This window comes from Streptococcus parasanguinis (assembly GCF_016648925.1).
Lineage (GTDB): Bacteria > Bacillota > Bacilli > Lactobacillales > Streptococcaceae > Streptococcus.
The window spans coordinates 139635-152584 of the sequence record NZ_JACLQX010000001.1; the positions used below are offsets into that span (position 1 = coordinate 139635).

A 12950-nucleotide genomic window follows, 5' to 3' on the forward strand; every position below is an offset into this window, starting at 1 on the left:
TTCCTCCTGATAAAAATTGAGAATGAAGTGTAAGTAAAGGAGGTCCATTCACTTCATTCTCAAAAACTCCTACTAGCAAATTCGTTTTTTCTTTACCTTAGTATTTAAGATGTGGATCAAAGATACCAAGAGCGACACCGATCAAAGCAACTACAACGAGAAGCAACATGACTTTGTTTGGTGAAATTTTTTTCTTAGACATCAACCACCAGCAAAGAGTGATGAAGGCTGCTGTCAAGAGACCTGGATAAACACCATCGATCTTTTCTTGGATGTTCAAGAAGACTTTTCCTTCAGAATTCTTGAATTGAAGGGCTGTTGTAACAGATACCCAAGTAGCTGCTACGGCACCGATAACCATACCACCGACAACGCTGATCGCTTTACGAAGAGCTTGTCCTTTTGGCCCTACAAGGAATTCAACGGCTTTATCCCCTAATTGGTAACCTTTGAAGAAGGCAAAGCGCATACCAAAGTAGACTAAGAGGTTCCATACGACGATGTAGAAGAGAGCACCAGCGACGTTACCACCTTTAGAAAGTCCAAGGGCAATCCCCAAGAGAACTGGAATCAAGGTACCAACGACCAATGAGTCACCAATACCAGCGATTGGTCCCATCAAACCGGCACGCATACCGTTGATGGTTTCGCCATCTACTGCATCTCCGTTTGCACGCGCTTCTTCCAAACCAGCTGTGATCCCTACAACAAGAGATCCAAGTTGTGGTTCAGTGTTGAAGAAGGCCGTATAGGTTTGCATCGCATCTTTTTGTTCTTCTTTGGTGTCATACATTTCTTCTACGATTGGAAGCATAGAAGTCAAGTACCCGAAGGTTTGCATATGTTCTTGAGAGAAACAAGTCAAATGACCATAATACCAATGATGGAATGCTTTTGCTAATGTTTTCTTTGAAATTTTCTTTCTATCAGCCATTTTAAATATCCTCCTCATCATCGTCTAGATCCACCACTCCAGCTGGAGCAGCTTTCATCGATTTGATCACTTCAAGTTCATAGTAGATTACTGCAAAGATTAATGAAACAACGGCACTGGATACCAAGTTCAATCCGAGAGATTTCGCCAAGGTAAATCCAACAAAGAATGGAATGAAGTCAGTTGCTTCTGTAACAATTTGTTTCAACAAGATGGCAATACCGACACATGGGAGAAGAGCACCGACTGTAAAGAGGGCTTTCATCCAGTAACCATCCATAGGAAGGTATTGTTTCATCAAATCAACCATGTTTTCACCGTATTTGGTGATAATCATTGTTGGAAGGAAAGAGAAGAGGAAGTGAGAGATCCAAGGGTAAACCCAGTCAACTGCGTAGAGTTTTTTGAAGTTTCCTTCTTCAACGGCTTTCCAACCAATGTGTTGCCAAACCAAGTTCATAGTAGCGGTACCGTAGAAAAGAACTGTACCGATTGTCCCAACGGCTGCACCGATTGGAGCCGCAGCTGCGGCGATTCCAGCTTCATCTGTGATGTTGTTGGCATGCACAAACAAGATAGCAAGAGGAACACCGATGTAAGAGATGGCACGCACATCGGCAGATACGGTACCACCAGGTGTTACCAAGGCGATATAAACGACTTGAAGGGCAACCCCGACCATAATACCAGTTGTCACATCTCCAAGAATTAAACCTGAAATCAACCCACCGATCAAAGGACGACCGAGTGTATAGTTCCCGATACTGGAACCTCCCATACCAGGCATTGAAGACAAGCTGGCGAAAATACCAAGCAAGATTGCTTGAATCCATGAAATTGTCATAACAAACGCTCCTTTTGTTTGTAAATTTATTTACCTAACAGATAGGACTGTTAGTTTTAAAAACCAAATTTTGATTTGAAATCATCCCAATACCCGATGGAAACATCTGGCAACAATTGGAATTTCACCTTGTAGCCTGCTGCTTGAATGGCTTGGAAGGCTTCTGCTTCTTCCTGAGTGATGGATTGGTTATTTCCCAATTTCACAGCTCCAGGACGATCATTTGCAGGGCCAACAATGATTTCTTTGACATCACCTGGGACAAACCCTTGGTCGACCAAAATTTCCTTCATATCGATTGGATTTTTGGTGATCAAGAAATAACGACTATCTGATTCCGTTACTTTTGCTGATTTTTCCTTAAAGGCTTCCTTTGTCCATACAAAGGTTTTCTTGTCTGATGCGCCTTTGTAAGCTTGGATCAAAACCTTGTTTGATGCTGCTGCATCGTTTACGGCAATCAAACCATCACATGGTTTTTCCTTTGCCCAGCGTGTGACTGTCTGACCGTGAATCATGCGGTCATCAATCCGTACAAATGTTACTACCATAAGGTACCTCCCTATTAAATATCGTCATCATCTTCTTCAGCACCAGTGGCTGAAACTTCAAAAGGCTGTAGTGCAGATCGTGCTTCTGATAAGATGGTGGCTGACAAATCGTCTCCATCCAACACATCCTTCATCACAACTGCTGTCAAGGCCATGGTAAGGTTCATCCCACCAAGGATCAAGGCTCCATCGAGCTTTCCAGCTTCTTCTAGAACCGTGGCTGCAGTGGTTAATGGACTACCACCTACGATATCTGCCAAGACCAAAACAGAATCATCAGCTGTCAACCCTGAAATGCTCTCTCTGAAATCAACTGCGAAGTCATCAACTGATTTTCCTTCTTTGAGTCCAACTGCGATGACCTGATCCATCTTATCACCAGCAAACATGGCTAGTGATGTTTTTAGACCTTCTGCCAGTCCACCATGACTGACCAAAACGAGGTATTTCATTTTTCTACGCCTCCTTTATTTGACTCTATTGTAGATTATTTGAAAGCGCTTTTACATTGTCAAATGTCACATTCCTAATATGACATTTAGCAATAAAAAAATGACATCTGTCACTTGACAAAATGCCATCTTATTTCACTCTAAACTCCTACCTGTAGACTACTTTCAATCTCCCTCTGAATTTGAGGCAAGCGGTTCTCGACATCCTGATCGCGCAAGGCATTGCCGATCAAGTAGTCTAGCTTTTCTAACACCTCTTTTGAGACATTTTTCGGACTACTTTCAACAGCTTGTTCCATGATACGGTTCAAGGTCTGATTGGTCAAGGAATCCGTTCCAAAGTCATCCACCTGCAGAAGGTCTTTACTAGAGCGACTCTTGACGACTTGTGGCATGACAGAGATCCCTTGGGATTGGGCAAAAAGGGTTTGTTGAATGTCTGGATCCTCTGTTAAGAGTTGCATCAATTCCCAGGCCAACTTGGAATGAGAACTTCGAGCCGACATAGCAAAAGAAGTCGTCGTGACCAAGGTTGCCTTGGTCGTTTTTGACTTAGCAGGCATCGGGATACAGGTCCAGGTGAAGTTTGAATATTTAGAAACGTGGTAGGGATAAGGTTTATAGGTCCGATATTGGGCCAAGGTCATGGGATAGAAGGCGACTTTTCCCTGGTCAAAATCTTTAGAGCTCACCTTGTAATTTTTATTTAGATCTTCCAATTTTTGCAGAAAAGTCAAAGACTCTTTGACTTCTGGAGCTGTCAGCTTGAGCATGCCTCCTTGGAAAAGATGACCTCCATTTGCCGCCAAGGCTTCTTTCCAGGTGTATTCTGTACTCCCAAATTGGTCCAGTTGCCCATCCCCATTGGTATCTTTGGTTAGTTTCTTGCAAATCGTATAGAACTCTTCAAGGGTCCAACCTTCTTTAGGAACCGCGATGCCTTCTTTATCCAAGAGATCTTTATTGACACACATCAAAATCGGATTGCTTTCATAAGGCAAGGCATAGGTTTGCCCCTGATAGACACCCGATTCAAAGGCAACGGGATAAAATGTTGCTTGATCTTTTCGATCCATATAGCCGTTTAACTTTTCTAATACGCCTCGCGCTGCTAATAAAGAAAGATCTTGCTCAGAGACCATAAACACATCCGGCGTCTTTCCTGAGACAATCTTTTCAGAGAGCCAGTCTGAATAATCCGACTGCGGAATCCCGTTTTCATACTCTACACGGACATGAGGATGGGATTTTTCAAATTTTTGAATCGCACGATCCAAGGCATGGGAACGTTGACTGGTCGGCACATCCCAGCTAGAACCTGCATAAACGCCGATATGGAGGACGGTCGGTTGCTGTTTCCACCAATAGAAACCCGCGCTCGCACAGAGCACAACAAGGAGACCGATCCCCCAACAAAGATGCTTTCGCTTCAATTTCATTCTGTATTTCCTTTAGAAAAATCACGTCTCGTCACTCCTGTTTGGACTGACCAGATCGCTAATTGCGTTCGATCTCGTAGGTTTAATTTCGCCAAAATCGTTGATAAGTAATTGCGCACGGTTCCTTCTGATAAGAAAAGTTTGGCCGCAATTTCTTTATTGGACTCCCCATAGCCGACCTCTTGAATAATGCGCCATTCCGTCGTGCTCAAATCCTTGACATTGTCCTCATCCACAGCAATAGAGAAGTTGGATTTAGCCATTTGAGAGAAAATTTGAAAGACTTTACTAGCGATATTCGGGTTGATCATGGCTCCTCCTTGATACACCACCTTAATCGCTTCATAGAGTTCCTCTGTCGAGGCACCCTTTAAAAGATAACCTGAAGCACCATACTTGAGTGCACTATAGATAAATTCATCATCGTCAAAGGTCGTTAAAATAATAATTTTGATATCCGGATAGTGTTCTTTTACTTCTTTTGTCGCCAAGACCCCATCCATGCCTGGCATCCGGATATCCATTAAGATCAGGTCAGGATGTGTCTGTGGAATGCTCGACAAGACGTGATTCCCATCTTCCACTGTGGCCACCACTTCGATATCGGGGTGGGCTGACAAAATAATTTTCAGAGATTCTCGAATCAAGGCCTGGTCATCTGCCACCATTACTTTTATCACCATCTCTATCTCCCTTCTTTATATTTCGGTAAACTGATGCGCGTGAAAAATCCATCGCGACTTTCAAATTGAAGCTGTCCTCCTAGGATGGAAATGCGCTCCATCATCTGCTTGAGCCCATAGCCATAGGTCAAGGTTTCAAACCCAACCCCATTGTCCTGCAACTCGATCAGATAATCTTCTTCATCCTCAAAAAAATGAAGGATCATCCGGCTGGCATGACCGTGGCGAACCGCATTGGTCATAGACTCTTGGATCACACGAAAGATCGTATCTTCAATCATGACATCCATATCGACATCGACCCATTCATAGTGTAAATCAACCTGCAACTTGGAAAGCGTCTGGTACTCGCGGATCATCTTTTCTAAAGCATCTTTGAGGGTTCGTCCCTCAAGGGCACCTGGACGGAGGCGGTTGAGAGAGCCTCTCACATCCTGGATTCCTTCACGAACCACTTCTGATACACTTTTCACCTGCTCTTTTGCCCGATTGGGATCGATATCAATCAAGACTCCGACAGCATCTAAACCTGCTGAGATCCCTGTTAGCGCATGCCCCAAGGTATCGTGAATTTCCCGAGCAATCCGCTTACGTTCCCGATCTTCTGCAATCTTCTCAGACAAGGCCATATAGTTGTTCAACTCCGTATTGACCTTCGAAACCATGGCCAACTCTTCTTCTACTTCGTGGTTTTCCGCAAGAACATTCATAATATAGAACAAAAGCGAAATAATGAAGAGCACCATATTCAAAGCATAGAGGGAATTCTTCAAGAAAAAGGCCAGAATCCGAATGGAGGCAGGATAAAAATGAATATAGACATCCAGAGAAGGTATCGGAAAGAAAAGCGAAAAGACGTCTGAATTGGTCACAAGAAGCATCAAGAAACTTACTAGGATAAACGCAAACCAATACTTGCGGTCTCGCTTGGTATTCAACTCTTTGGAACCATAGAAGATATCCGCAAAAACCAAGAGAATGAGCCCGTTATAAGCTACATTTTGGACCCACATCAAGAGCAACATCAGGAGGATCTCCAGAATATTCCACTTATCAAAAATGGACCATCGACTCGTTTGAGACCGATAACGACTCATGGAAATCAAGGCAATCCCAGCAAATAAGAGTGCAGACAACCAAAAAGTTGTAGAGGGCGCAAAAGGAATGCGCTCTAAGCGTTCTACTAATAGAGAAGCTTGCCGTTGGGCAATAATATAGTTGGTTGCTTGAAGATAGATGATACTGTTGAGCATAACAGCGATAAAATTTACGACCATCAGGATGGCCAAACTGTATCTCACACCTCTAAATTTTCTCATTACTGCCACCCATTCACATCAAAGTGATCGATGTTTTCCTTTGTCATCATTTGCACCGGAATGGTTATCTCTTTTTGGTAGCTTTTCCCAGCCGTCATATCTTGGATGACCTCCATCACGCGGTCTCCCATCTTCAACGGAGACTGGGCAACGGTTCCTACAACATCATCTGTCGAGTGCAGCAAGGCTTTCATATCTGGTGAGCCATCGATCCCATAAATCGCAATGGGATGGGTGATTCCTTGCTCCTTGATCGCTGCTAAAGCTCCTATAGCCGAGCGGTCATTTAGGGCAACTAGTGTATCGACATTCCCCCCTGACTGCAAGAACTTACGGACAGCTGGCATGGCGATCTCCGTCTGACCCTTGGTTTCTAGTTCCGAGATAATCTCATATGACCCATGTCCTTTGATGGTATCCTTAAATCCCTGAATCCGCGTATCTGCTGAAACAGTCCCTTTGTGCTCCAAGAGAAGGATCTGAGCATTTGAAGAGCGTTTCATCAGCTCTTTCGCAATCAAGACTCCTGCTTGGTAGTTGTCGGAGACAATGCTGGCATCCGGCTTAAAATGCTTGAGCTGGGTATCAACTGCAATGATCTTAATTCCTTGTTTTCTAGCTTTTTTAAGAGCCCTTAAAATGGGCTGACTATCCCCTTTGACCGGATTAATCACAATCACATTTACTTTTTGGGCGCAAAAATCATCGATCTGCTGGCTCTGCCTTTTTTCATCCAATTCCGGATCTCGAACAGATACAAGAGCACCTCTCTCATCGGCAATTCGACTAATTTCCGAATGAATACTTTTATAGAACTCATTGTTCATGGTCATATAGGTGACACCGATCTTGGTCTGATCCTTGATGCTACTGGTTTGACAAACGGCATAGATCCACAAGAGGATGCAAGCCACTGGAATCACCAGTAAAACCCGTTTTATCAGCCATTTCAACCGTTCTTTTCTTTCTTCTTTCCCCTTCAAACTCCGTTCCTTTTCTGAAAATTTTGAATATATATTACTTTATTTTACTACTTTTTCAAGAAAAGTGCTGGCTTTTATTGTACAGATGCATATTTTTGATTTATTTTTAAAAGACTTGTTCCCGAATGAAATCCCTACCAAGTATCAAAAAAAGCTGGTCTATAAACGAACCAGCTTTCTTTTTTTGTTTCTAAAAAGGAAGATCTTCCTCCTCTAAAATGATGTCGGCTAAATCTCCCGTTCCACCATTTTCACGCATCGCTCGCTGAGCGCGGCTCTCTAATAACTGAAAACTTTGGCAGAGGACCTCTGTCACATACTGCATGATGCCATTTTTCTCGTAGCGGCGCGTCCGAATCTCTCCATCCAAAGAGATCAAACTCCCTTTGCTGGCATAACTAGCCATGGTTTCAGCCAATTTCCCCCAGACAACGACATTGACAAAATCAGTCTCTCGCTCCCCGTTTTGATCCTTGTAGCGACGATTGACCGCAACGGTCACTCGGGCAACGGATTTGTCTGTGCTGGTTTTATGCAATTCTGGGGCCGCCACCAGGCGACCGATTAAAATAACTTTATTATACATCATTTACCTCCTATCTATTTATTCGAAAAAATTTCAAAAAATGGGGGTGACAAACCAAAATCAAAAAAATCTAGGATTCAAAACATCCTAGATTCTTCTCTTTATTCATGCCAGTGACGAGCAGGATCAAAAGGTGTCCCTGCTACTTCTGCGTCATCCAATTCAATAATGCCTCGTTTTTGAGGAGCATTTGGCAAGTGCAATTCACGCGGACTGCACATCATGCCATAGCTTTTTTCTCCACGAAGGGCACCTGGGAAAATCAAGCTACCATCCGGCATCATGGCACCTGGAAGAGCGACAATGGTCTTTAGACCCACCCGCGCATTTGGAGCTCCAGCTACGATCTGAACCGTCTTATCTGGTCCAACTGCTACCTGGCAGATATTCAAGTGGTCACTATCTGGATGGGCCACCATTTCAAGGATTTCTCCCACCACAAATTTTGGTTCCCGATCGTTGACCAAACGTTCTGCGAAGCCTTCTCTTTCCAATTCTTGGTTCAAACGAGCTACTTGCTCATCTGTCAAAAAGACTTGGCCCTTGCCTTCGATGGCGAAGAAAGATGAGGCATCAAAGATATTCCAGGCAACGGTTTCTTGGTTGTCCTCACGGTAAACGCGAGCCACTTTCCCTTTTCTCTCCACCGCGAGCTTTGCTTCCCCACTATTTTTCAAGGTCAGCATCAATACATCGCCGACTTGTTCTTTATTGTATGTTACAATCATGTTTTTCTCCTATTTTAATCCTGCTAAGAATGCTGTAATCTGCGCTTTGGTTTTCCGATCCCGATTGACAAACCGACCGATTTCCTTATCCTTTTCCAGAACCACCAAACTTGGGATCCCATAAACATCCCAGACTTTCGCCAGATCCATATAGGCATCTCTGTCAATCAAGATAAAGGTAAATTCGGGATTTTCAGCTTCAATCTCCGGCAAAAAAGGCTTGAGGTAACGACAATCCCCACACCAGTCGGCTGAAAAGACAAAGACTTTCTTGCCATCTTGCTCTACGTATGAAGCAATTTCTTCTAGAGAATTTGGTGTAATCATAATTTTTCCTCTTCGTAATGCAAGAGACCGTCCTCATAGACAAAGCGGTAATGGCGCTCATCTTCAAAAATGACGCCTCCTACTAAGCGCTCTTCACTAGACTCGTAGAGTTCCACATACAGAGTCGCAATCGTCCCCATGGCTTCCATTTGCTCCCGTACTTCTGCTACCAACTCTTCTTGGGTACGGAGACGCTTTTGATCTTTGGCAATTTTATAAACACCGGCCGCAAGAGCTCCTGCACTTGCTACAGCCAGACTAGACAAAATAATTTTTTTAGCTTTCATAGTGCCTATTGTAACACAAAATAAGCAGAGGGACAACGGTCTAGGCTAGATCTCTCCCTCCGCTTTTTGGGACTGATTTCCATAATAACGCTACCATCCTTGTAGAAAAAGTGATAAAATAGCATCAGAAAGAAGGTAACCTATGACTGATTTATTTTCTAAAATCAAAGAAGTAACTGAAATCCCTGCTATCTCAGGTCATGAAGCTCCTGTACGGGATTATTTGCGCCAACAATTGACCCCTCATGTGGACGAAATCGTGACAGATGGTCTCGGTGGGATCTTTGGGGTCAAACACTCAACGGCAGCCGATGCTCCTCGTATCTTAGTGGCTGCCCACATGGACGAAGTTGGTTTTATGATCAGCGAGATCAAAGCTGACGGAACTTTCCGTGTTGTCCCAATCGGAGGTTGGAACCCGATGGTCGTCAGCAGCCAACGCTTCAAACTCTTTACACGTGACGGACGTGAATACCCTGCTATTTCAGGATCTGTTCCTCCTCATTTGACACGTGGAACAGGTGGACCAACCGTACCTGCCATTAGCGACATCGTCTTTGATGCAGGCTTTAGCTCTAAAGCCGAAGCTGAAAGCTATGGAGTCCGTCCTGGAGATACCTTGGTCCCAGATAGCTCTGCGATTCTTACTGCTAATGGTAAAAACGTCATCTCTAAAGCATGGGATAACCGCTACGGCGTCTTGATGGTCAGCGAATTGGCCAAGAGCCTTTCCGGACAAGCCTTAAACAATGAACTGTATGTAGGGGCCAACGTTCAAGAAGAAGTGGGACTTCGTGGAGCCCACACTTCAACCACTAAATTTGATCCTGAAATCTTCCTTGCTGTAGACTGTTCGCCAGCAGCCGATGTCTTTGGAGACCAAGGAGCGATTGGGGAAGGAACACTGCTTCGCTTCTATGATCCAGGTCACATCATGCTACCAAATATGAAAGATTTCTTGCTCACTACGGCTGAAGAAGCGGGCATCAAATTCCAATACTATTGTGCCAAAGGTGGTACCGATGCAGGTGCAGCACACTTGAAGAACGGCGGAGTCCCATCAACCACTATTGGTGTCTGTGCACGTTACATCCACTCTCACCAAACCCTCTATGCCATGGATGATTTCTTACAAGCGCAAGCCTTCTTACAAGCATTGGTTAAGAAATTGGATCGCTCTACAGTTGATTTGATCAAACACTATTAAACAACATCGATCTGAAGCCCCGTAAGGGGCTTTTTTAGGGGGAAAACAAGGTTCTCTTTGAAACTTTCCAGCGTGAGTCACCATTGAGCCCCTCGGCATCCACACTCCCCTTAGGAAAGTATCTTAGAATATTTTATCTTCCATCTGTTTTCTGATATAATATGAAAGAATGAAATGGTAGGAAACTGAACACTCATCCTTGGATTTGTGTGGTAGACCCTTCCCTTATATACAGGAGTTTTACATGAAAAAACAAGCTTTTAGTTCTGAAAAGTATTTGAACTTGCAACGTGACCACATTATTGAGCGGATCAACCAATTCGATGGCAAGCTCTACCTTGAATTTGGTGGTAAGATGTTAGAAGACTTCCACGCTGCTCGTGTCCTCCCTGGATACGAACCAGACAATAAGATCAAGCTGCTCCAAGAATTGCGCGACCAGGTGGAAATTGTCATTGCCATCAACGCCAATAACATTGAGCACTCAAAAGCCCGTGGGGATCTAGGAATTTCTTATGACCAAGAAGTACTGCGTTTGATCGACAAATTCAATGAATTGGGGATTTTTGTAGGCTCTGTCGTCATCACCCAATATGCTGGACAAGCTGCAGCAGATGCCTTTCGCAAACAACTGGATAAGAGCGGGATCGCCTCTTATCTACACTATCCGATCAAGGGCTATCCGACTGATATGGACCACATCATCTCTCCTGAAGGGATGGGGAAAAATGATTACATCAAAACTAGTCGAAATTTGGTCGTTGTGACGGCTCCTGGACCTGGTTCTGGTAAGCTGGCAACTTGTATGTCCAATATGTACCATGACCAATTAAATGGGATCAAATCAGGTTATGCTAAGTTTGAAACCTTCCCGGTATGGAATCTTCCTTTGCACCACCCAGTCAACTTGGCTTATGAAGCAGCGACTGCAGATCTAGACGATGTCAATATGATCGATCCCTTCCACCTCCAAACCTACGGGGAAACAACAGTCAATTACAACCGCGATATCGAAATCTTCCCTGTCTTGAAGCGCATGTTGGAACGCATCTTAGGAACCTCCCCTTACGCTTCTCCAACAGACATGGGCGTTAACATGGTTGGCTTTGCCATTGTGGACAATGACGCTGCGATTGAAGCTTCCCAACAAGAAATCATCCGTCGCTATTACCAAACCATTTTGGATGTCAAAGCTGAACGCGTCGGTGAAGGAGCTGTCAAGAAGATTGAGCTCTTGATGAATGATTTAGGCATTACTCCAAATGACCGGAAAGTGACCGTGCTTGCCCGCCAAAAAGAAGAAGAAACAGGGGAGCCAGCCTTGGCCCTTGAATTGCCAAACGGCGAGATGGTAACCGGAAAAACCTCTGATCTCTTTGGTCCAACAGCAGCCCTCTTGATCAATGCGATCAAGAAATTGGCGCATATTGATAAAGAAACCAAATTAATCGAGCCAGAATACGTCCAACCTATCCAAGGCTTGAAGATCAATCATTTGGGTAGCCGCAATCCTCGTCTTCACTCGAACGAAATCCTCATTGCCCTAGCCATTACGGCCATGAGTAACGAAGATGCTAAGCTTGCGATGCAAGAATTAGGCAAGTTGAAAGGCAGTGAAGCCCATTCAACCGTGATGCTGACAGACGAAGACAAGAATGTCCTTCGCAAGCTCGGTATCAACGTCACCATGGACCCTGTCTACCAATACGATCGCTTGTATCGTAAATAAATCAAGACAAACAAAAACAATCCCTGCTCGAGGGATTGTTTTTTTATGATGCAAAGAAGAGAGACTATTTGACGGCATCCCATAATTGGCGAATTGGCTTTCTTTGAACAGGGTCCACAAAATGAGGAGCAATTTCATTCAAAGACTCTAGGACAAAGGCACGTTCTGCCACATAAGGATGTGGCAAGATCAAGCTCGGACTGTAACAAATGGTGTCCTCCATATAGAGCAGATCTAGATCGATCACACGTGGCCCCCACTTGACCTCACGGACACGCCCCATTTCCTGCTCAATGGCAAGTAAGGTCTCTAATAAATCCTCTGGGGTCATCCAGGTTTCAACCTCTGCCACCTGATTCAAAAAGGTGTCCTGCTCCACTCCTCCCCAGGGTTCTGTTTCAATCCTTGTGGATGTCTGAAGAAGGCGAATGCCTCGATCCTTGAGTTTTTCTAGCGCCGTCTCTAGTTGCAGTTGTTTATCTCCCATATTGGTGCCAAGCCCAATAAAGGCCCGTTTTTTCTCCCGTTCGATTGTCACCGAACAAGTCTCGAGTGGCAAGGGAACAGGAGCCCAAGGTTTTTTCAACTCCAGACGAACTTTTTCTACGAAGGCATAGCTTTCGAAAATCTTTTGAACCAATTGAAAGGCCACCGTTTCAATCAGATCAATCTTTTCTGCCTGCATCCACTCGGTCAACTGTTCCGCCAAGATCCCGTAATGGATCGAAGCTTCCAAATCACCTGTGCGGGCAGCACGAGTCATCTCATAATCTACCCATAGGTCTAGGACAAAGCGTTGTCCTAATTCTTTTTCTGCTGGGAAAACACCGTGATAGGCGTATACCTCTAAGTCCTTGATCCGTAATTGATCCACTCTGTTC

15 protein-coding genes are annotated in these 12950 nt (G+C 44.3%); 2 read left to right on the forward strand and 13 right to left on the reverse strand.

Going from position 1 to position 12950, the window contains the following annotated elements; all coding sequences use genetic code 11:
* Window positions 1-97: 97 nt before the first annotated feature.
* The 12 genes from H7T97_RS00645 to H7T97_RS00700 form a co-directional block, all read right to left on the reverse strand.
* On the reverse strand, window positions 98-952 hold the full coding sequence (locus tag H7T97_RS00645; RefSeq protein ID WP_037585172.1) for a PTS system mannose/fructose/sorbose family transporter subunit IID: 855 nt from the start codon (window positions 950-952) through the stop codon (window positions 98-100).
* Entirely contained in the window at window positions 936-1778 is an 843-nt protein-coding gene (locus H7T97_RS00650) for a PTS mannose/fructose/sorbose/N-acetylgalactosamine transporter subunit IIC (protein ID WP_014712796.1), read from the reverse strand. Before H7T97_RS00650 ends, H7T97_RS00645 begins: the two co-directional genes overlap by 17 nt.
* 56 nt (window positions 1779-1834) lie before the next feature.
* Window positions 1835-2329, reverse strand: a complete 495-nt coding sequence (locus H7T97_RS00655) for a PTS sugar transporter subunit IIB (protein ID WP_000261775.1) — start codon at window positions 2327-2329, stop codon at window positions 1835-1837.
* A 14-nt stretch (window positions 2330-2343) separates the two neighbouring features.
* The gene (locus tag H7T97_RS00660) at window positions 2344-2781 is read right to left on the reverse strand and encodes a PTS sugar transporter subunit IIA (protein WP_031572670.1); all 438 of its coding nucleotides are present in this window, start codon (window positions 2779-2781) and stop codon (window positions 2344-2346) included.
* Window positions 2782-2921: 140 nt separating this feature from the next.
* Window positions 2922-4220 (reverse strand): ABC transporter substrate-binding protein, encoded by a 1299-nt coding sequence (locus tag H7T97_RS00665; RefSeq protein ID WP_049472856.1) that lies wholly within the window; start codon window positions 4218-4220, stop codon window positions 2922-2924.
* Complete coding sequence (locus H7T97_RS00670) at window positions 4217-4900, reverse strand: response regulator transcription factor (RefSeq protein ID WP_037614177.1); 684 nt, start codon at window positions 4898-4900, stop codon at window positions 4217-4219. The genes H7T97_RS00665 and H7T97_RS00670 overlap by 4 nt, the downstream gene beginning before the upstream one ends.
* 5 nt (window positions 4901-4905) lie before the next feature.
* Window positions 4906-6222: a sensor histidine kinase gene (locus tag H7T97_RS00675; RefSeq protein WP_201088967.1), complete on the reverse strand. Its 1317-nt coding sequence runs from the start codon at window positions 6220-6222 to the stop codon at window positions 4906-4908.
* Window positions 6222-7205 (reverse strand): substrate-binding domain-containing protein, encoded by a 984-nt coding sequence (locus tag H7T97_RS00680; protein WP_023919635.1) that lies wholly within the window; start codon window positions 7203-7205, stop codon window positions 6222-6224. The genes H7T97_RS00675 and H7T97_RS00680 overlap by 1 nt, the downstream gene beginning before the upstream one ends.
* A 190-nt stretch (window positions 7206-7395) precedes the next feature.
* Window positions 7396-7791, reverse strand: a complete 396-nt coding sequence (locus tag H7T97_RS00685; RefSeq protein ID WP_021154298.1) for a single-stranded DNA-binding protein — start codon at window positions 7789-7791, stop codon at window positions 7396-7398.
* A gap of 101 nt (window positions 7792-7892) precedes the next feature.
* Window positions 7893-8519 (reverse strand): YtpR family tRNA-binding protein, encoded by a 627-nt coding sequence (ytpR, locus tag H7T97_RS00690; protein ID WP_023919637.1) that lies wholly within the window; start codon window positions 8517-8519, stop codon window positions 7893-7895.
* A gap of 9 nt (window positions 8520-8528) precedes the next feature.
* Window positions 8529-8846 carry a thioredoxin family protein gene (locus tag H7T97_RS00695; RefSeq protein ID WP_021154296.1) on the reverse strand — a complete coding sequence of 106 codons (318 nt, stop codon included), beginning with the start codon at window positions 8844-8846 and terminating at the stop codon, window positions 8529-8531.
* On the reverse strand, window positions 8843-9133 hold the full coding sequence (locus H7T97_RS00700; protein WP_003004245.1) for a DUF4651 domain-containing protein: 291 nt from the start codon (window positions 9131-9133) through the stop codon (window positions 8843-8845). The genes H7T97_RS00695 and H7T97_RS00700 overlap by 4 nt, the downstream gene beginning before the upstream one ends.
* Before the next feature lie 142 nt (window positions 9134-9275).
* Here H7T97_RS00700 and pepA point away from each other — a divergent pair, with 142 nt between their 5' ends.
* Entirely contained in the window at window positions 9276-10340 is a 1065-nt protein-coding gene (gene pepA, locus H7T97_RS00705; protein ID WP_014712788.1) for a glutamyl aminopeptidase, read from the forward strand.
* Window positions 10341-10584: 244 nt separating this feature from the next.
* Window positions 10585-12069: a DUF1846 domain-containing protein gene (locus H7T97_RS00710; RefSeq protein ID WP_003009791.1), complete on the forward strand. Its 1485-nt coding sequence runs from the start codon at window positions 10585-10587 to the stop codon at window positions 12067-12069.
* Between the two features lie 64 nt (window positions 12070-12133).
* Here the strand turns inward: H7T97_RS00710 and folK are convergent, their stop codons facing one another.
* Complete coding sequence (gene folK, locus H7T97_RS00715) at window positions 12134-12943, reverse strand: 2-amino-4-hydroxy-6-hydroxymethyldihydropteridine diphosphokinase (protein ID WP_023919641.1); 810 nt, start codon at window positions 12941-12943, stop codon at window positions 12134-12136.
* Window positions 12944-12950 lie beyond the last annotated feature (7 nt).

Bases quoted from the DNA above. Each gene is read 5' to 3' on its own strand.
- H7T97_RS00645 (WP_037585172.1), bottom strand. From the start codon at position 952: ATGAGGAGGATATTTAAAATGGCTGATAGAAAGAAAATTTCAAAGAAA.
- H7T97_RS00650 (WP_014712796.1), bottom strand. From the start codon at position 1,778: ATGACAATTTCATGGATTCAAGCAATCTTGCTTGGTATTTTCGCCAGC.
- H7T97_RS00655 (WP_000261775.1), bottom strand. From the start codon at position 2,329: ATGGTAGTAACATTTGTACGGATTGATGACCGCATGATTCACGGTCAG.
- H7T97_RS00660 (WP_031572670.1), bottom strand. From the start codon at position 2,781: ATGAAATACCTCGTTTTGGTCAGTCATGGTGGACTGGCAGAAGGTCTA.
- H7T97_RS00665 (WP_049472856.1), bottom strand. From the start codon at position 4,220: ATGAAATTGAAGCGAAAGCATCTTTGTTGGGGGATCGGTCTCCTTGTT.
- H7T97_RS00675 (WP_201088967.1), bottom strand. From the start codon at position 6,222: ATGAGAAAATTTAGAGGTGTGAGATACAGTTTGGCCATCCTGATGGTC.
- H7T97_RS00685 (WP_021154298.1), bottom strand. From the start codon at position 7,791: ATGTATAATAAAGTTATTTTAATCGGTCGCCTGGTGGCGGCCCCAGAA.
- ytpR (WP_023919637.1), bottom strand. From the start codon at position 8,519: ATGATTGTAACATACAATAAAGAACAAGTCGGCGATGTATTGATGCTG.
- H7T97_RS00695 (WP_021154296.1), bottom strand. From the start codon at position 8,846: ATGATTACACCAAATTCTCTAGAAGAAATTGCTTCATACGTAGAGCAA.
- H7T97_RS00700 (WP_003004245.1), bottom strand. From the start codon at position 9,133: ATGAAAGCTAAAAAAATTATTTTGTCTAGTCTGGCTGTAGCAAGTGCA.
- pepA (WP_014712788.1), top strand. From the start codon at position 9,276: ATGACTGATTTATTTTCTAAAATCAAAGAAGTAACTGAAATCCCTGCT.
- H7T97_RS00710 (WP_003009791.1), top strand. From the start codon at position 10,585: ATGAAAAAACAAGCTTTTAGTTCTGAAAAGTATTTGAACTTGCAACGT.